This window comes from Halocynthiibacter styelae, from assembly GCF_016123485.1.
In the GTDB taxonomy this organism is placed as follows: domain Bacteria; phylum Pseudomonadota; class Alphaproteobacteria; order Rhodobacterales; family Rhodobacteraceae; genus Halocynthiibacter; species Halocynthiibacter styelae.
This window is the reverse complement of the sequence record NZ_JADCKQ010000003.1, coordinates 89461-106384: the sequence shown is the minus strand read 5'-3', so window position 1 is coordinate 106384 and position 16924 is coordinate 89461. Positions and strand designations below refer to the sequence as shown.

Annotated in this window: 30 protein-coding genes; 2 read left to right on the top strand and 28 right to left on the bottom strand. The window is 52.6% G+C overall.

Annotation, left to right across the window (positions count from 1 at the left end; all coding sequences use genetic code 11):
* Positions 1–64 precede the first annotated feature (64 nt).
* From H1D41_RS05025 to rplO, 3 genes are all read right to left on the bottom strand, one after another.
* Entirely contained in the window at positions 65–646 is a 582-nt protein-coding gene (locus tag H1D41_RS05025; protein ID WP_228847868.1) for an adenylate kinase, read from the bottom strand.
* Positions 643–1998 (bottom strand): preprotein translocase subunit SecY, encoded by a 1356-nt coding sequence (gene secY / locus H1D41_RS05020; RefSeq protein ID WP_107497267.1) that lies wholly within the window; start codon positions 1996–1998, stop codon positions 643–645. Before secY ends, H1D41_RS05025 begins: the two co-directional genes overlap by 4 nt.
* 109 nt (positions 1999–2107) lie before the next feature.
* Positions 2108–2581 (bottom strand): 50S ribosomal protein L15, encoded by a 474-nt coding sequence (gene rplO / locus H1D41_RS05015; RefSeq protein WP_228847867.1) that lies wholly within the window; start codon positions 2579–2581, stop codon positions 2108–2110.
* Positions 2582–2983: 402 nt separating this feature from the next.
* Here rplO and H1D41_RS18465 point away from each other — a divergent pair, with 402 nt between their 5' ends.
* Positions 2984–3376: a ubiquinol-cytochrome c reductase iron-sulfur subunit N-terminal domain-containing protein gene (locus tag H1D41_RS18465; protein WP_394355385.1), complete on the top strand. Its 393-nt coding sequence runs from the start codon at positions 2984–2986 to the stop codon at positions 3374–3376.
* Between the two features lie 98 nt (positions 3377–3474).
* Here the strand turns inward: H1D41_RS18465 and H1D41_RS05010 are convergent, their stop codons facing one another.
* The 13 genes from H1D41_RS05010 to H1D41_RS04950 form a co-directional block, all read right to left on the bottom strand.
* Positions 3475–4041, bottom strand: a complete 567-nt coding sequence (locus H1D41_RS05010) for a hypothetical protein (protein WP_228847866.1) — start codon at positions 4039–4041, stop codon at positions 3475–3477.
* Positions 4042–4131: 90 nt separating this feature from the next.
* Positions 4132–4320: a 50S ribosomal protein L30 gene (gene rpmD, locus H1D41_RS05005; RefSeq protein WP_107497272.1), complete on the bottom strand. Its 189-nt coding sequence runs from the start codon at positions 4318–4320 to the stop codon at positions 4132–4134.
* A 12-nt stretch (positions 4321–4332) separates the two neighbouring features.
* Positions 4333–4899 carry a 30S ribosomal protein S5 gene (rpsE, locus tag H1D41_RS05000; protein ID WP_107497273.1) on the bottom strand — a complete coding sequence of 189 codons (567 nt, stop codon included), beginning with the start codon at positions 4897–4899 and terminating at the stop codon, positions 4333–4335.
* A 116-nt stretch (positions 4900–5015) separates the two neighbouring features.
* Complete coding sequence (rplR, locus tag H1D41_RS04995) at positions 5016–5375, bottom strand: 50S ribosomal protein L18 (protein WP_228847865.1); 360 nt, start codon at positions 5373–5375, stop codon at positions 5016–5018.
* An 11-nt stretch (positions 5376–5386) separates the two neighbouring features.
* The gene (rplF, locus tag H1D41_RS04990; protein ID WP_228847864.1) at positions 5387–5920 is read right to left on the bottom strand and encodes a 50S ribosomal protein L6; all 534 of its coding nucleotides are present in this window, start codon (positions 5918–5920) and stop codon (positions 5387–5389) included.
* 10 nt (positions 5921–5930) lie between these two features.
* A complete protein-coding gene (rpsH, locus tag H1D41_RS04985; protein ID WP_228847863.1) occupies positions 5931–6323 on the bottom strand; it encodes a 30S ribosomal protein S8 in 393 nt (130 codons plus the stop codon).
* A gap of 13 nt (positions 6324–6336) precedes the next feature.
* Complete coding sequence (rpsN, locus tag H1D41_RS04980) at positions 6337–6642, bottom strand: 30S ribosomal protein S14 (protein ID WP_107497277.1); 306 nt, start codon at positions 6640–6642, stop codon at positions 6337–6339.
* Positions 6643–6661: 19 nt separating this feature from the next.
* A complete protein-coding gene (gene rplE, locus H1D41_RS04975) occupies positions 6662–7222 on the bottom strand; it encodes a 50S ribosomal protein L5 (RefSeq protein WP_107497410.1) in 561 nt (186 codons plus the stop codon).
* A complete protein-coding gene (rplX, locus tag H1D41_RS04970) occupies positions 7222–7527 on the bottom strand; it encodes a 50S ribosomal protein L24 (RefSeq protein ID WP_107497278.1) in 306 nt (101 codons plus the stop codon). The genes rplE and rplX overlap by 1 nt, the downstream gene beginning before the upstream one ends.
* A gap of 1 nt (position 7528) precedes the next feature.
* Positions 7529–7897 carry a 50S ribosomal protein L14 gene (rplN, locus tag H1D41_RS04965; protein ID WP_107497279.1) on the bottom strand — a complete coding sequence of 123 codons (369 nt, stop codon included), beginning with the start codon at positions 7895–7897 and terminating at the stop codon, positions 7529–7531.
* 78 nt (positions 7898–7975) lie between these two features.
* Positions 7976–8206: a 30S ribosomal protein S17 gene (gene rpsQ / locus H1D41_RS04960; RefSeq protein WP_107497280.1), complete on the bottom strand. Its 231-nt coding sequence runs from the start codon at positions 8204–8206 to the stop codon at positions 7976–7978.
* Positions 8207–8220: 14 nt separating this feature from the next.
* Complete coding sequence (gene rpmC / locus H1D41_RS04955) at positions 8221–8427, bottom strand: 50S ribosomal protein L29 (protein ID WP_107497281.1); 207 nt, start codon at positions 8425–8427, stop codon at positions 8221–8223.
* A 189-nt stretch (positions 8428–8616) separates the two neighbouring features.
* Complete coding sequence (locus H1D41_RS04950) at positions 8617–9225, bottom strand: hypothetical protein (RefSeq protein WP_228847862.1); 609 nt, start codon at positions 9223–9225, stop codon at positions 8617–8619.
* Between the two features lie 131 nt (positions 9226–9356).
* Between H1D41_RS04950 and H1D41_RS04945 the strand changes: the two genes are divergently transcribed.
* Positions 9357–9980, top strand: coding sequence for a TIGR02466 family protein (locus H1D41_RS04945; protein ID WP_228847861.1), 624 nt, complete (start codon positions 9357–9359; stop codon positions 9978–9980).
* A 154-nt stretch (positions 9981–10134) separates the two neighbouring features.
* Here H1D41_RS04945 and H1D41_RS04940 read toward each other — a convergent pair whose 3' ends face one another.
* The 12 genes from H1D41_RS04940 to rpsJ form a co-directional block, all read right to left on the bottom strand.
* Positions 10135–10551: a hypothetical protein gene (locus tag H1D41_RS04940; protein ID WP_228847860.1), complete on the bottom strand. Its 417-nt coding sequence runs from the start codon at positions 10549–10551 to the stop codon at positions 10135–10137.
* A gap of 160 nt (positions 10552–10711) precedes the next feature.
* Complete coding sequence (gene rplP / locus H1D41_RS04935; RefSeq protein ID WP_228847859.1) at positions 10712–11125, bottom strand: 50S ribosomal protein L16; 414 nt, start codon at positions 11123–11125, stop codon at positions 10712–10714.
* Positions 11126–11137: 12 nt separating this feature from the next.
* Entirely contained in the window at positions 11138–11845 is a 708-nt protein-coding gene (gene rpsC, locus H1D41_RS04930) for a 30S ribosomal protein S3 (RefSeq protein ID WP_107497284.1), read from the bottom strand.
* Positions 11845–12237, bottom strand: coding sequence for a 50S ribosomal protein L22 (gene rplV / locus H1D41_RS04925; RefSeq protein WP_107497285.1), 393 nt, complete (start codon positions 12235–12237; stop codon positions 11845–11847). Before rplV ends, rpsC begins: the two co-directional genes overlap by 1 nt.
* A 5-nt stretch (positions 12238–12242) precedes the next feature.
* Complete coding sequence (gene rpsS / locus H1D41_RS04920) at positions 12243–12521, bottom strand: 30S ribosomal protein S19 (RefSeq protein ID WP_107497286.1); 279 nt, start codon at positions 12519–12521, stop codon at positions 12243–12245.
* Positions 12522–12524: 3 nt separating this feature from the next.
* Complete coding sequence (rplB, locus tag H1D41_RS04915) at positions 12525–13367, bottom strand: 50S ribosomal protein L2 (RefSeq protein ID WP_228847858.1); 843 nt, start codon at positions 13365–13367, stop codon at positions 12525–12527.
* Between the two features lie 297 nt (positions 13368–13664).
* The gene (locus H1D41_RS18295) at positions 13665–14258 is read right to left on the bottom strand and encodes a YkgJ family cysteine cluster protein (RefSeq protein ID WP_267473597.1); all 594 of its coding nucleotides are present in this window, start codon (positions 14256–14258) and stop codon (positions 13665–13667) included.
* A gap of 131 nt (positions 14259–14389) precedes the next feature.
* Positions 14390–14782 (bottom strand): hypothetical protein, encoded by a 393-nt coding sequence (locus tag H1D41_RS04905; RefSeq protein ID WP_228847856.1) that lies wholly within the window; start codon positions 14780–14782, stop codon positions 14390–14392.
* A gap of 124 nt (positions 14783–14906) precedes the next feature.
* Positions 14907–15203, bottom strand: coding sequence for a 50S ribosomal protein L23 (locus tag H1D41_RS04900; RefSeq protein ID WP_107497289.1), 297 nt, complete (start codon positions 15201–15203; stop codon positions 14907–14909).
* Positions 15200–15817 (bottom strand): 50S ribosomal protein L4, encoded by a 618-nt coding sequence (gene rplD / locus H1D41_RS04895; protein ID WP_228847855.1) that lies wholly within the window; start codon positions 15815–15817, stop codon positions 15200–15202. The genes H1D41_RS04900 and rplD overlap by 4 nt, the downstream gene beginning before the upstream one ends.
* Entirely contained in the window at positions 15814–16530 is a 717-nt protein-coding gene (gene rplC / locus H1D41_RS04890) for a 50S ribosomal protein L3 (RefSeq protein ID WP_228847854.1), read from the bottom strand. The genes rplD and rplC overlap by 4 nt, the downstream gene beginning before the upstream one ends.
* A gap of 15 nt (positions 16531–16545) precedes the next feature.
* Positions 16546–16854: a 30S ribosomal protein S10 gene (gene rpsJ / locus H1D41_RS04885; RefSeq protein ID WP_107497292.1), complete on the bottom strand. Its 309-nt coding sequence runs from the start codon at positions 16852–16854 to the stop codon at positions 16546–16548.
* Between the last annotated feature and the right edge of the window lie 70 nt (positions 16855–16924).

Here is a 16924-nt window from a genome sequence, read left to right as displayed (position 1 = left end):
AAAAACACCGCCCAAGCGTCCTGGGCGGTGTTTAAATTCCATCAGAACCGTTAAGTCCCTGATTTTATTTATCGAGGATCGCCGCGAGAGACGCCTGAACCACAGGAATATCTGCCAGACCGTCAACGCGCTGCAGCTTTTCCTTAGCAAAGTAGTAACCCAACAGCGGCGCAGTCTTTTTGTAGTATTCCATCAGACGCGTGCGCAGACTTTCTTCATTGTCATCCGCACGGGCTTCGCCACCAGCAGCAACAGCTTCAGCTGCACGGTTCAGAATACGGCTGACAAGCGCTTCGTCACGCACACGCAGCTCAATCGCCGCATCCAGTGTCTGGCCGGTTTCTTCCAGCAGTTTTTCCAGCGCCACAGCCTGCATCAGGGTACGTGGGAAACCATCAAAGATGAAACCACCGCCCCCGTTGCCGGCTTCCAGTTTTTCGCGGATCAGACCGATCACGATCTCATCTGTCACAAGTTCGCCCGCATCCATCACAGCAGCAACCTTGTTGCCCATCTCTGTGCCAGAGGTACGTGCCTCGCGCAGCATGTCACCGGTTGAAAGCTGCACCATATTCCGTGTCTCCACGAGATGTTGCGCCTGTGTTCCCTTGCCTGCCCCTGGTGGGCCGAGAAGAATAATATTCATCGTCTGGCTGTCCCTTTCTTGCCGCGCTTTTTCCCCCGCAGCTGTGATTTCTCAATCAGGCCCTCGTACTGATGTGCGAGCATATGACTTTGCACCTGCTGAATCGTATCCATTGTAACGGAAACGACGATCAGAACGGAGGTCCCGCCAAAATAGAAAGGAATCGCCAGTTGTGAACGAAGAATCTCAGGCAAGAGACAAACTGCCGCAAGGTAGGCGGAGCCAACGACCAGAAGACGTGTCACGACATAGTCGAGATATTCAGCGGTTTTCTTGCCCGGGCGGATGCCAGGAATAAAGCCATTCTGGTTCTTCAGATTGTCAGCAACTTCGTCAGTCTTAAAAGACACGTTGAAGGTGTAGAAGAACGCAAAGAAGACGATCATGGAAACGAAGAACAGCAGATACAGCGGCTGACCCGGCCCGAAATAGGCAAGGATTGTGGACATCACAGGACCGGTCTGGTTGCCAGAGAAGGTTGCGACAGTTGTCGGCAACAGCAACAGAGAGCTTGCGAAAATCGCCGGAATAACGCCTGCTGGGTTCACTTTGATTGGCAGATGGCTTGCGCCACCATCGTAAACCTTCATGCCGACCTGACGACGTGGATACTGGATGTGCACTTTACGCAGAGCACGTTCCATGAAGACCACAAAGGCAATCACAGCAACAACCATCACAAGGACCAGCATAATGATCGCCGGGCTGATTGCACCGGAACGTCCCTGGCTGAGGAATTGCGCGATCGCAGCCGGGATCTCAGCGATGATACCAACAAAGATGATCAGGGAAATACCATTGCCGATGCCACGTGCGGTGATCTGTTCACCCAGCCACATCAGGAACATGGTGCCACCAACCAGCGTGATCATGCAGGCAATGCGGAAGTAAAGGCCCGGATCGGTTGCAAGATCACCGGCCTCAAGGCTGACGGCCAGACCATAGGCCTGGAATGTCGCCAGAAGAACCGTGCCGTAACGGGTGTATTGCGCGATTTTCTTGCGCCCCTGTTCGCCTTCTTTTTTCAGCTGTTCCAGCTGTGGAACCATAGCGGTCAGCAGCTGAATAATAATAGAAGCCGAGATATAAGGCATAATGCCCAGGGCAAAGATACCCATCCGTGACAGTGCGCCACCTGTGAACATGCCAAGCACGCCGGCGATGCCGGATCCTGCCTGGTCCATAAATTCACGCAGTGCGGTGCCGTCGATGCCCGGAACCGGGATATATGTCCCGAGACGGTAAACGATCAACAGACCAAGTGTGAAAAGAATACGCTGGCGCAGCTCGGATGCTTTGCCGAACGCACTCCAGCTCATGTTTGACGCCATTTGCTCTGCTGCAGATGCCATTCCCGGGCCTCTCCCCATCATATGAAAAACGCCGCCATCCGGTTTCCCGGGCGGCGGCGTCAGAAAAACTTATTTGTATGTAAGCGGCGCGGCGGCCGCAAACAAGCGCTTATTCAGCCGCTGCCGGTGCTTTGATGGTCAGAGAGCCGCCAGCTTTTTCAACTGCTTCAACAGCAGACTTGGATGCGCCGGTTACTTCGATGTTGGCTTTAGCGGTGAGTTCACCCTTTGCCAGCACGCGGATACCGTCGAGTTTACGACGTACGAGACCGGATTCGATCAGAACATCTTCGGTGATCGCAGCTGCTGCGTCGATCTTTTTCGCGTCGATGAATTTCTGGATCAGGCCCAGGTTTACAACAGCGAATGCCTTGCGGTTTGGCTTGTTGAAGCCACGCTTAGGCAGACGTTGGTACAAAGGCATTTGACCGCCTTCAAAACCTTTGATCGCTACACCTGAACGGGACTTCTGACCTTTGATACCACGGCCACCAGTTTTACCAGTGCCGGAACCAGGACCACGCCCAACGCGTTTGCGGGCTTTGGTTGCGCCAGGATTGTCGCGCAGTTCATTGAGTTTCATATCGCTTCTCCTTGCCGGATGTGATCCCTGAAGCGTAAGCGGATCAACCACGGCTTTTCGTGTTTTTGATTCTGTGGACATGGTCCACCGGGGGTATTTAGCCGGAAGATCTGCCGCTGGCAAGTCCCGGAAACACCCCGGAAGTTTAAAGTCTTTAAAGCGGGAGGGAGAGGATCTTTAAAGACTTTAAAGCCTCTTAGCGTGCAGCTTTGCCGTCGCGCAGGTATTCTGTCCAGGTCGGGCAAGGTGCGTTCACTGCGGTTTTGATGGCGCGGAAGAATGATTTAATAGCGGTCATGGTTCGTACTCCGTCGAACAGGTCAATCGTGTTGACGTTCATCTAGCGGGAGTCGGTTTCAGGCTGTACCACAATAATCGGAATGCCCGCTTTGCGCTGACTGCATGGGTGCCACCACCGGCCCCGGATCGCTCCGAATACCGGCATGCACAATCCATGCACATCTTATGCACATTCTATGCATATACGGAGTACGGCGAAGTTACCCTGCCTTCACCCTTTACAGCCGCGGTATTCAGGCCGAGACTGATCAAAACATTTCAGTTGGTACAATGGTTCAGCGACGCAATTTTCTTTATTACGCAACAGGTGCTGTGGCCGCTGGTGTGACCGGCACGGCGATCTGGGGGCTGGGATGCGCCATGGATCCGACAGCCGCAACGCAGCACGACAGCAACCTTTACGTGGACATTTCGACACATCCGGCCGCACACGCAAAGGCCCTGCCCCACATAACCTCTATATCCCGAGGTACGAATGAGACGGCGCAGCTATGATCACCCTGATTGATGAGGATGGCATGCCGCCCCTCAGCGGTGAAGCGCTGGATCGAGTGTTATATGGGGATGGGTGACTGCTATTTGGGGGGCAGTGCTCAGCTCTGCTCATCTTCCGGCAACTCACAAGAAGCCAACAGATCTTCATCCTCTTCAAGAAGCGTCCACATAAGCAAAAGTTCAGTCGCGCACTCTGAACGATATCGGCGTCCAAGCTCTGAAATATCCCTCACAATCAGTACTTCATGAGCAGCATAGAACGGCAATATATGAGGGCGAACGCTAACTGCAGCCGACTCTCTCTTTATTCCTGTTACTGCTGGCTTCATCTGAAGTTCAGAGTCAGAAAGGCCGAGTTCTTCGGCAAACTGCACTTGGTTGATTTGTTCAAACCCATCAACAAATATGGCCAGAATATCCGCCTGAGCTAAGTTCGGCCTCTGGTCTGACATTCTCTGACCTCGGTCAAATGGACGACCATCAATCTGAAGGTCCTGGCCATGAATCCAGCCAATTTCAGAAAACCAGACGACTACCGACGGCTTTGAGAATTGATTGTCGAAATTACCGATTGAGATATATCCAGCACCGGCAAAAGCGAACACGAGATTGCCCAGAAGCACGAGCGCATAAAGCCCTAAACCACGTAAAATCCATTTCTTCATAAATTTCTCCCTTCGAATACAGCCCATACAGAAAACGCCCCGGCGTTTCCACCGGGGCGTTTTGAATTTCAGATCAGGTGAGTGTTAAACTCAGCCCTTTTCTTCGATGATCTCAACCATGTGAGAGATCTTTGCAACCATGCCGCGGATCGCTGGTGTATCTTCCAGCTCACGGGTTTTGTGCATTTTGTTCAGGCCGAGGCCGATCAGTGTCTGACGCTGTTTAGCAGGACGACGGATCGGGGAGCCGATTTGTTTTACAACGATGGTTTTAGCCATGGTATCAGTTCCTTATGCTTCTGCTGCAGTGTCAGCTTCGGCTTCAGGCTTACGCAGAATGTCTGCAACCTTCTTGCCACGACGCTGAGCGACCATACGAGGGCTGGCTTCTTTGCCAAGGCCATCGATTGTTGCGCGGATCATGTTGTATGGGTTCTGAGAACCCAGGGACTTGGAAACCACGTCTTTAACGCCAAGCATTTCGAAAACAGCACGCATTGGACCACCGGCGATGATACCAGTACCTTCAGGAGCTGTACGCATGATGACTTTACCGGCGCCATGACGACCTTCGATGTCGTGGTGCAGGGTGCGGCCTTCACGAAGAGGCACGCGGATCATCTGACGTTTCGCTTGCTCAGTCGCTTTGCGGATCGCCTCAGGGACTTCTTTGGCTTTACCTTTGCCAAAGCCGACGCGGCCTTTTTGATCGCCTACAACAACCAGGGCTGCAAAGCCGAAGCGCTTACCACCTTTAACGGTTTTGGATACGCGGTTGATTGCGACCAGACGATCTGCAAATTCCGGTGTTTCTTCACGATCGCGGCGGTTGCCACGACGGTTTTCACGTTCTGCCATTTGGGCATTCCTTTGTGTGTGACGTTTGCACGTCGGTAAATCTCAATCCAAGTAGGGCAAGACCGAAATCCTGCCCTCTGGATCATCGGAAAGGCGTTGCCGCCTTTCACAGTTTCTCAGAACTTCAGACCACCTTCACGGGCAGCGTCGGCCAGGGCCTGCACTTTACCGTGGAAGAGGAAACCGCCGCGATCAAAGACACATTCAGTGACGTTTGCCGCTTTAGCCCGCTCTGCGATCGCAGAACCAACTTTGGCAGCCGCGTCTTTGTTGTTCTTGCCAACAACGCCCAGGTCTTTCTCGAGAGAAGACGCGGAAGCGAGGGTAACGCCGTTCAGATCGTCGATCAGCTGAACGCTGATGTTCTTGTTTGAACGGTGAACAGACAGGCGCGGACGACCGTATGCAGTTTTCTTCAGTTTGTTCCGAACGCGCAGGCGGCGCTTCAGAAACAGGGTTCTTTTGCTGTTTGCCATTTTTAGCGTCCTTACTTCTTCTTGCCTTCTTTGCGGAAGACAAACTCGCCTTTGTAGCGGATGCCCTTGCCTTTGTAAGGCTCAGGTTTACGCCACGCGCGAATGTTTGCTGCGACTTCACCGACCTGCTGGTCGTTGATGCCTTCCACAATGATTACAGTCTGCTTTGGCGCAGTGATCGTGATGCCTTCCGGCGCCGTGATCTCAACGTCATGGGACAGACCCAGGTTCAGCTTCAGGACATTGCCCTGCATAGCAGCACGATAACCAACACCCTGGATTTCCAGCTCTTTTTTGAAGCCTTCAGTCACACCGGTTACGAGGTTCGCGATCATTGTGCGGGACATGCCCCACTGCTGACGTGCACGCTTGGACTTGCCGCGTGGATCAACCTGAACGCTGTTCTCGTCGATGGTGATGGTTACATCATCGGTTGCTGTGAAGCTGCGGGTGCCTTTCGGACCTTTAACTTCGATGGTCTGACCGTCCAGGGACGCAGAAACGCCACCTGGAAGCTCAACCGCTTTTTTACCAATTCGAGACATTGTCTACTCCTTAGAATACGGTGCAGAGCACTTCGCCGCCAATGTTGGCCGCACGTGCGTTTGCATCCGACATCACACCCCGGGAGGTGGAGACAATCGACACACCCAGGCCCTGACGGACAGTTGGGATGTCATTTACGCCCATGTATACGCGACGGCCAGGCGTGGAAACACGCTTCAGCTCACGGATAACAGGGGTGCCATCGAAGTATTTCAGGCTGATTTCCAGGGTCGGGTGACCGTTGGTATCAGTACCTTTTTCGTAACCACGAATGTAACCTTCGTCTGCCAGCACATCCAGAACCCATGCACGCAGCTTGGAAGCTGGTGTGGATACGACGGATTTGCCGCGCAGTTGAGAGTTACGGATACGGGTGAGCATATCGCCGATAGGATCGTTCATATCGTTCTCTCCCTTACCAGCTGGATTTCACGAGGCCAGGAATCTGACCGGCAGAGCCGAGATCCCGGAGCGCAATACGGCTGACCTTGAGCTTACGGTAGTAAGCGTGAGGACGACCAGTCAGCTGACAACGGTTATGCATCCGTGTCGCAGAGCTGTTGCGTGGCAGTTTTGCAAGTTTCAGGCGCGCTTTGAAACGCTCTTCCATCGGCTTGCTCTCATCTTTTGCGATCTCTTTCAGTTCGGCACGCTTGGCGGCGTATTTTTCCACCAGCTTTGCGCGCTTTACTTCGCGAGCGATCATAGACTTTTTAGCCATTATTGATTTCCTTCCGCGATCAGCTGTTGAAAGGCATGTTGAAAGCTTTCAACAGCGCCTTTGCTTCCGCGTCAGTCTTCGCGGTGGTTGCGATCACAATGTCCATACCCAGCATATCAACAACTTTGTCGAAGTCGATTTCAGGGAAAACGATGTGTTCTTTCAGACCCATGGCATAGTTACCACGACCATCGAAGCTTTTGCCGGATACGCCGCGGAAGTCGCGGATACGTGGCATAGCAATGGTGATCAGGCGGTCAAGGAATTCAAACATCTGGTCGCCGCGCAGTGTGACTTTGGTGCCGAGTGGCATCTCTTCACGTACACGGAAACCCGCAATGGATTTCTTCGCCTTGGTAACAACAGCATGTTGACCAGAGATGAGAGTCAGCGCTTCTTGTGCGTGCTTCACCTTCTTGGTGTCTTTGGTTGCTTCGCCGACACCCATGTTCAGAACGATTTTGTCGAGCTTAGGCAGCTGCATTTCGTTCTTGTAGCCGAACTCTTCCATGAGAGCAGCCCGGATGGTGTCTTTGTACAGCGCTTTCAGACGGGGGGTGTAAGTTTGTGCGTCGAGCATCATACGGTCTCCCCGGTTGACTTGGCGAAACGTACCTTTTTGCCGTCTTCCTCACGGAAGCCAACACGGGTCGCTTTACCATTGCTGTCGAGCAGAGCGAGGTTGGACAGGTCAACTGGCATAGCAGTTGGAACGCGGCCACCCTGGCTTGTCTGGGTCTGTTTTGTGTGACGGATAGCAACATTAACGCCATCAATCACAGCTTTGCCAGCAGTTGGGTTTACAGAGGAAATTTCGCCCTCTTTGCCCTTGTCCTTACCAGCAAGAACGACGACTTTATCGCCTTTTTTCAGCTTAGCAGCCATCTTACAGCACCTCCGGCGCGAGTGAGATGATTTTCATGAAGTTCTTTGCACGAAGCTCACGAACAACTGGCCCGAAGATACGTGTACCTACTGGTTCGTTGTTGTTGTTCAAGATCACAGCGGCGTTGCCGTCGAACTTGATTGCTGTGCCGTCTTCACGACGAACTTGTTTGGCTGTGCGAACAACAACGGCCTTACGGACGTCGCCTTTTTTCACACGACCGCGTGGAATGGCTTCCTTCACGGAAACAACAATGATGTCGCCTACGCTAGCGTATTTACGCTTGGAACCACCCAGAACCTTAATGCACTGAACACGGCGCGCGCCGCTGTTGTCAGCAACATCCAGGTTGGTCTGCATCTGGATCATTTGGTTTCTCCCGACCTGTGGGGGGCTCAGATATGCCTGGTCCCCAAGGTTTCGATTATGGGAGTTCTGAAAGCTTGATTAAGCGGACAGAACTTCCCAGCGTTTCGTTTTCGACTTAGGTGCACATTCCTGGATACGGACCTGGTCACCTTTTTTGAAAGCGTTCTGTTCATCGTGCGCCCGGTATTTTTTGGACTTACGAATGGTTTTCTTAAGCACTGGGTGTGTGAAGCGGCGCTCAACAGAGACAGTTACAGTCTGTGCGTTTGCGTCAGAAGTCACGGTGCCGGTCAGAATACGTTTGGGCATATCTCAGGCTCCCCTTATGCTTCAGAAGCTGCGGCTGCAGCTTTTTCGTTCAGAATGGTCTTCACACGTGCTGCTTCACGGCGTGCCGCGCGCATACGAGTTGTGGATTCAAGCTGACCAGTGGCCTGCTGAAAACGCAGATTGAAGGATTCTTTTTTCAGTGTGGAGAGAGCTTCTTTCAGCTCGTCCGGCGTTTTATCACGCAATTCATTGGCGTTCATGTCGCCTCTTCCTTTGCCTTGCACCAGAAAGCCCCTGATTAAGGGTAACTTTTTCCCTGGTGGGTGAATAAAAATGCACACGATTCCCCGAAAGGGACCGCGAACTGGTGTTCTATAGGGGCAATTGGGGAGCGTGGCAAGGGCGATGTTGCGCCCCCTCACCACAATTCCTGACAGGAAATTTCCCCTTCAAAAGCCAGCTTCGAGCCTTACCCACAACGGACTCAGCCACGCAAGCCAGATTACATAAAAGAAAGGAAAATAGGCAAAAGCACTCATCAACACAATTGTGCGAGTTTTAAGCTCGGATAGCACCGGTGCATTATGGCGATCAAAGCCATTTTGTTCACCATAGCTGGCTGCCGCTTCAAACAGGTGCTCGGGTACACCATCAAATATTTCGTCAGCAAGAACACCACGCCTGCGATGACTGGCTGCGACCTCTTCGTTTGCGACCAAATCGGTATCTGCAATTGGTTTGCCGGTCACCAGATCATGAACACACATACGACACGATATTACCATGAGCGCTGCCGCCCTTCGCAGAACAGCCTGTGTTTTAGCTTGCCGGATGATTTGGCGAAATAAGAAAACCGGCGGCAGTATCAATACACAAAGCATGAGCGGCGCCGGAGCTTTCAGCTCCAACATGAGTCTGAAAACTGAAAATGTTAGGACCGTGATTGTTCCTGAGAACACCACCAGCTTCCACGCCGCATTTTCTTTTTGAGTGTGATAAGAATTATAAAACGTCTCCATGTGAAAAAGGTACTTCAAGTAATTTTCTCGTAGTTCCATAAAACGCGCTCCTTTGAAAATTCCATTCCGTCCAATATACCAAACGACAAGATACGTGGACCAACCTCAGAAAAAACGTACACAAATCAACAAACGCTGTCATTCTTTGTACTATTAGATAAAACACCCCCATGACCAAGATTGAATCTCTCTTCGTGACCCGCCTTTATCATGCACAGCTTGCTGAGCAGTCCCCTGTGATTGATCCGGATGAGCTGTATGACAGCTGCTATTCCATTGCCGAGGATGACGAGGCCGGGCAGGAATGGTGTGAGAAGGAAGGCTATCCGGGCTATACCTCTTATGCGTCCCTGACGGATCTGCCCTGGCGGTTCCCGGTCTTTGCGGGCCTGGTAGAGGCGCTGGACAAACATGTGGCGGCTTTTGCGGAAGATCTGCAGTTTAACCTGGACGATCGCAAGCTGGTGCTGGAAGACATCTGGATCAACATCCTGCCCCCCGGCGGCTATCATTCCGCCCATATCCACCCGCACTCAGTCATTTCCGGCACAACCTATGTGGCCCTGCCCGATGGGGCCGGTGCGCTGCGATATGAAGACCCGCGCCACGCGATGATGATGGCCGCCCCACCCCGTATCAAAGACGCGCGCCGCGAACATCAGAGCTTCATCAAGATGAGCCCGGATGAAGGCGATGTCCTGTTGTGGGAAAGCTGGCTGCGCCATGAGGTGATGCAGAACACCGGCGAAGAAGAACGCTGCTCGGTCAGCTTTAATTATAAATGGGGTGAGTGAGCTTCCCGGAAACCGTCCGGGGGACGGTTTCGCTCACGAACGGGCGGAGCCCCGGGCCCGCAACTTCGGCCGCATTCCACTTATCTCACAATTGTAACCCCAGCGCCTGAGCGCCGGGTCGTCGTGAAGTGTCCGCTGGCGGAGGATCATCCATTCATTTTTTGTCGCTATCCGGCGAGAGCACTAAAAATAGCACACCAACGCAAACTGCCCACAAGAAATGAGCGAACAAGCTGTGACGCTCAAATGGAATTTCAACTCTGCCTTCGAAAACAAGCACGTGAGTAAATACAGGCAGAAACAAAAACAGAAATGCGCTTAAACCAGCCGAAATCCTGTCAGATACACCTACGCGCCTAAACATCTCAGCATTACCGACACATTGAGCAAACAAAACGCCTGCAAAGCCACTGCCTAAAACAGAAATAATGGCGATCACTTCCAACCACTGCCCGTTCACTCTGGTCAAGAGAAACAGAGGCAATGGCAAAAGCAGAATTAACCGAACAAGTTTGTGACTTAGAAATGCTTCAACCGATTTCGCGAGCGCAATCATCGTAGCAGCTTTCATCTATAACCTTCGATACACTCACATGAAATCAAACAAAACAAAACCCCCGCCAGTTTCCTGACGGGGGTTTTATTATTTGAACCGGTGGGCTCTCGTTGCTCTTGTTACCAAAAGCAACTGCCGCCTCTGGCTGACGATCCGCAGCGCGGATCGCAGCGTATTACCAGTCTTCGCGAACCACGGTGCGGGTTTTGACCGGCAGTTTCATCGCAGCAAGGCGCAGGGCCTCACGTGCTACTGGCTCGGACACACCGTCGATTTCGAACATCACACGGCCAGGTTTCACTTTGCAGACCCAACGGTCAACAGAGCCTTTACCTTTACCCATACGAACTTCGATTGGTTTCGCAGTTACCGGTACGTCCGGGAAGATGCGGATCCAAACACGGCCCTGACGTTTCATGTGGCGGGTCATCGCACGACGAGCTGCCTCAATCTGACGTGCAGTTACACGCTCTGGGGTGGTTGCTTTCAGCCCGTAAGTGCCGAAGTTCAGATCAGAACCGCCTTTGGCGAGACCACTGATCCGGCCTTTGTGCATCTTACGGAATTTAGTACGCTTTGGTTGCAGCATTTATCTGTCTCCTCAACGACGGCCGCCGGCACCACGTGGTGCAGGGCCTTCCTGGAGTTCCTGGTGTCTGCGGTCATGTGCAGATGGATCGTGTTCCATGATCTCGCCTTTGAAGATCCAGACTTTGATCCCGATGATGCCATAGGCAGTCGTCGCTTCACATGTCGCATAATCGATGTCAGCACGCAGAGTGTGCAGAGGCACACGACCTTCGCGGTACCATTCAGTACGCGCGATTTCTGCACCGCCGAGACGGCCAGCAACGTTCACACGAATACCAAGAGCACCCATGCGCATCGCGTTCTGAACAGAACGTTTCATCGCACGACGGAAGGATACACGGCGTTCCAGCTGCTGAGCAATGCTCTCTGCAACCAGTTGACCGTCCATCTCTGGCTTGCGGACTTCAACAATGTTGAGGTGCAGTTCAGAGTCGGTCATCGCAGCAAGTTTCAGACGCAGAGTTTCAATGTCTGCACCTTTCTTACCAATGATAACACCAGGACGCGCAGTGTGAACAGTCACGCGGCACTTTTTGTGCGGACGTTCGATGATCACGCGGGAAACACCCGCCTGCTTGCACTCTTTGCCGATGAATTCGCGCATGCGAATATCTTCGAGCAGAAGATCACCATAGTCTTTGGTGTTTGCGTACCAGCGGCTGTCCCAGGTGCGGTTCACCTGAAGGCGCATGCCAATCGGATTTACTTTGTTACCCATTATGCTTGCTCCCCGGAGGTTGCTTCAACCTGGCGAACAACGATAGTCAGCTCAGCGAACGGTTTCAAGATTTTGCCAAAACGACCACGGGCACGTGGGCGACCACGTTTCATGGTGAGGTTTTTACCAACCCAGGCTTCCGCCACGATCAGTTCATCAACATCCAGGTTGTGGTTGTTTTCAGCATTGGCGATTGCGGACTGGAGACATTTCTTAACGTCACCAGAAATACGACGCTTGGAGAAAGTGAGGTCGGTCAGAGCCTTGTCCACTTTCTTGCCACGGATCATACCTGCAACCAGGTTCAGCTTCTGCGGGCTGGTGCGAAGCATGCGAACTTTCGCCATTGCTTCGTTGTCAGCCACGCGGCGTGCGTTTTTCTCTTTACCCATGGCTTTTACTTCCGCTTCGCTTTTTTATCCGCGGCGTGACCGTAGTAGGTCCGTGTCGGGGAATATTCACCGAATTTCTGGCCAATCATTTCCTCGGATACGTTTACCGGGATATGTTTTTTGCCGTTGTAAACACCAAAGGTCAGACCCACGAATTGTGGGAGAATGGTGGAACGACGGGACCAGATTTTGATCACTTCATTGCGGCCGGATTCGCGTACTGCTTCTGCTTTCTTAAGCACATAAGCATCAACGAAAGGGCCTTTCCATACAGAACGTGACATATATTAACGCCCCTTCTTCTTAGCGTGACGCGAGCGAATGATAAGCTTTTGCGACGCTTTGTTTTTGTTGCGGGTACGCTTACCCTTGGTTGGCTTACCCCATGGGGAAACCGGGTGACGACCACCGGAGGTACGGCCTTCACCACCACCGTGAGGGTGGTCAACCGGGTTCATTACAACACCACGAACAGAAGGACGGATGCCTTTGTGGCGCATACGGCCGGCTTTACCGAAGTTCTGGTTGGAGTTGTCAGGGTTGGAAACCGCACCAACAGTTGCCATGCATTCCTGACGTACCAGACGCAGTTCGCCGGAAGAAAGGCGGATCTGAGCGTAGGAACCGTCACGACCAACAAACTGAGCATAAGTACCAGCTGCACGGGCGATCTGGCCGCCTTTGCCTGGTTTCAGTTCGATGTTGTGAACGATGGTACCGATAGGCATGCCAGAGAACGGCATAGCGTTACCTGGTTTGATGTCGGCTTTGGCGGATGCAACTACAGAGTCGCCAACAGCAAGACGCTGTGGTGCGAGAATGTAGGCCTGTTCGCCATCAGTGTATTTTACGAGTGCGATAAATGCGGTCCGGTTAGGATCGTATTCGATACGTACTACTGTCGCGGCAACGTCAAATTTGTTCCGCTTGAAATCGATGATCCGGTAAAGGCGCTTTGCACCCCCACCTGTACGACGCATAGTGATCCGTCCGGTGTTGTTCCGGCCGCCCGATTTTGTCAGACCCTGAGTAAGGGATTTGACTGGACGTCCTTTCCAAAGCTCCGAACGGTCGATCAGAACCAGCCCTCGCTGGCCTGGCGTGGTCGGTTTATACGACTTAAGTGCCATGCTTTCTGTCTTCCGTTTAGCTGTGCGAACCCAACCCGAATTGGTCATGGCCCGCTATGTAAGCCCCCCGAAGGTGGCCAAAATATAGGGCCCCGAAGGTCCCCGATTGCAAACATCACAAAACCCCGGAACGAATCCGGGGCCTGATGAATGGATGCGGGGTATCAAAGATTATGGGGAGTGTCTATAGGGGATTAACAAATGCAGGGTTATCAGCAAAAGGGAGAGCACAACTCATCCGCATCAGGCAGATATCGCGCCCTGCACTATTCGCTGACCGTCAGCCCACCATCCTATTCAGGCTTTGGCAAACTGCTCAGCTGCTTCATTCATTGCCTTAACCGCCCTCTCACCCAACATTGCATCATGCTCAACAAACGGCTGCATGAACTTAACATCCAGATGCTGTCGAATGTACTGAACAATAAAACGCTGTTGCGTGTTAATTGTGGCAAGATCATATCTGCTAAGAACTGCCCCCCCGGCTTCCGCCTTGGCGAGCAATTCCATCAGAACACCCCGCCCAACCAGAAGATATGGCCATTCGACCTCAGGCATTACGCTCTGACAAAATTTCTGCAACTTGTCGAACATTCCATGAAGCTCATCGACGATTGCAAGAGCCTCCTCAGCGGTGAACTCCCCCTTCTTTACGCTTTCAAGCAACGAGCAGCTGTAGCTCCTGCAGACACTGGGAGGTCTCTCATAAATCTGACAAGCACCCGCATCCGACAAACACCTACATCCGAGTGCCAGCTCAAGTCCCCCCTGAGAATTAACATGTATTTCTGCGGCAGGTCCAAGCGCTTCACGCTCAGAAGGCTTGATGGGCATTTTCGGGTACAGAGTGCCATTACAACACATCGTACATTTCACACAAAGATCACCCATATAGCTACGTCACCAACCAGTCGTTACGTTTGCGTTATGCTCACATAATTACATAAGGCGGTCAAACAACGAAAAAGGCCTCCGCATTTCCGCAGAGACCCTTAATCACCTCACAATAGCGCCGCCCCCTGTCAGCGCGCGACACTACCGGGGGCCAGGATGCCCTTAAACTCACATCCCAGAGCCGCGGTTTCGCGGGCAACCTGATCTTTGAGTTGATAGATTTGAGCATTGCGTTCGGCAATTTGTTCCTGAGTCAGGTTACCTGCCTCGTAAAGGCGCTGGCTCTCCTCGTCGAACGCTCTCACTCGAGCGTAATATGTGCGTTCCATCAGTCTATGCACAGCTTGCAGCGCATTTGTAGCAGCGTCACCATCCAAAGGCCGGCAATCATAAACAAGTGTGCCGGTCCCATCAGACAGAGGCAGCGCCCGATCCCAACCCGGCCCCTGGATACAGGCGGACATCAGGCCTGCAACGGAAGCCATTCCGGCAAGCTTTGCAATTTTTCCAGCTGAAAACATATGCACTTATCTCCTCGTTACTCAGTCACATACTGATCCTTCAATGACACCCGTTATGAACGGAAACAAGAAAAACCCCCCGCCTTGCAGCGAGGGGTTTCAAATTTTTCACAACAGCTTCGACTTAGAGTCCGGTGGACACGTCGATTGTGTTGCCCTCTTCGAGGGTCACGTAGGCTTTTTTCACGTCCTTACGTTTGCCCGGCATGCCGCGGAAACGCTTGGTTTTACCTTTGGTGATAGTAGTGTTAACCGCTTTAACCTTTACACCAAAGAGAGCTTCAACAGCTTCTTTGATCTGTGGTTTGTTGCTGTCGATTGCCACTTCAAAAACAACTGCACCGTTTTCAGATGCCATGGTTGCTTTTTCAGTGATGATCGGCTTGCGCACTACGTCGTAATGTTCTGCTTTAGCACTCATTTCAAACGAGCCTCCAGAGCTTCAACACCTGCTTTGGTGATCACAAGAGTGTCACGCTTCAGGATGTCATATACGTTTGCACCCATAGTTGGCAGAACATCGAGACCTTCGATGTTACGCGCCGCCTGAGCGAAACCTTCGTTTACAGCTGCACCGTCGATGATCAGAGCACGCTTCCAGCCAAGGTCTTTGACCTGTTTGGCCAGAGCAGCGGTTTTACCCTCTGTGTCAGCGTTTTCGATCACAACCAGTTCACCAGCCTTCAGCTTAGCAGACAAAGCGTGACGCAGACCCAAAGCACGGAACTTTTTGGTCAGGTCGTGGCCGTGGCTACGAACAACCGGGCCTTTGTAAACACCACCACCGCGGAAGATAGGCGCCGAACGTGCACCGTGGCGTGCGCCACCTGTGCCTTTTTGGCGATAGATCTTCTTGGTAGAGTATTTTACTTCGGAACGGGTTTTCACCTTGTGCGTACCAGCCTGCGCATTGCTACGCTGCCAGCGAACAACACGGTGCAGGATGTCTGCGCGTGGCTCAAGACCGAACAGTGCTTCGTCCAGATCAATGGAACCAGCTTTGCCGCCGTCGAGTTTGATTACATCAAGTTTCATTCTTCAGCACCCCCTTCAGAGGCTTCAGCAGGAGCTGCAGCGGATTTCAGAGCAGCCGGGAAAGGCAGACCTTCAGGCGCTTTCTTCTTCACAGCATCCTTAACAGTGACCCAACCACCTTTGGAGCCAGGTACGGCGCCTTTGATGAATACGAGACCACGGTCAGCGTCAGTGCGAACAACTTCCAGGTTCTGTGTGGTTACACGGGCAGCACCCATGTGGCCGGCCATTTTCTTGCCTTTGAATACCTTACCAGGATCCTGACACTGACCAGTAGAACCGTGTGAACGGTGAGAGATAGACACACCGTGTGTCGCACGCAGACCGCCGAAGTTGTGGCGCTTCATCGCACCGGCAAAACCTTTACCGATAGATGTACCGGAAACGTCAACTTTCTGACCTTCCAGGAAGTGCTCAGCAGAGATTTCCTCGCCAACGCTGATCAATGCATCTTCAGATACACGGAATTCAGCAACCTTACGCTTAGGCGCAACGTTTGCGGCAGCGAAGTGACCACGCATCGCTTTGGATGTGTTCTTTGCTTTTGCAGAACCGGCGCCAAGCTGAACAGCAGTATAGCCGTCTTTGTCAGCGGTACGGTTTGCAACAACCTGCAGGCCGTCGAGGTGAAGAACGGTCACAGGGATCTGCTTGCCGTCTTCCATGAACAGGCGGGTCATACCCACCTTTTTCGCGATAATTCCAGAGCGCATAATTCTATACCCTCCTTAAACTGAAATCTGCACGTCAACGCCGGCAGCGAGGTCGAGCTTCATCAGCGCGTCAACGGTCTGCGGTGTTGGGTCCACAATGTCCAGAAGACGCTTGTGGGTACGGATTTCAAACTGATCGCGGGATTTCTTGTTCACGTGTGGGCCACGCAGAACAGTGAATTTTTCGATCTTGTTTGGCAGCGGGATCGGGCCACGTACCTGAGCGCCGGTGCGCTTGGCAGTGTTTACGATTTCCTGAGTAGATGCATCAAGCACCCGGAAATCGAACGCCTTCAGCCGGATGCGAATGTTTTGGCTTGCCATGTTTATGGGCCTTTCGCGGCTTTGAGCCGGTTGAGAGGTCGAGATCGCACCATTGCGCCCCCACATCGAA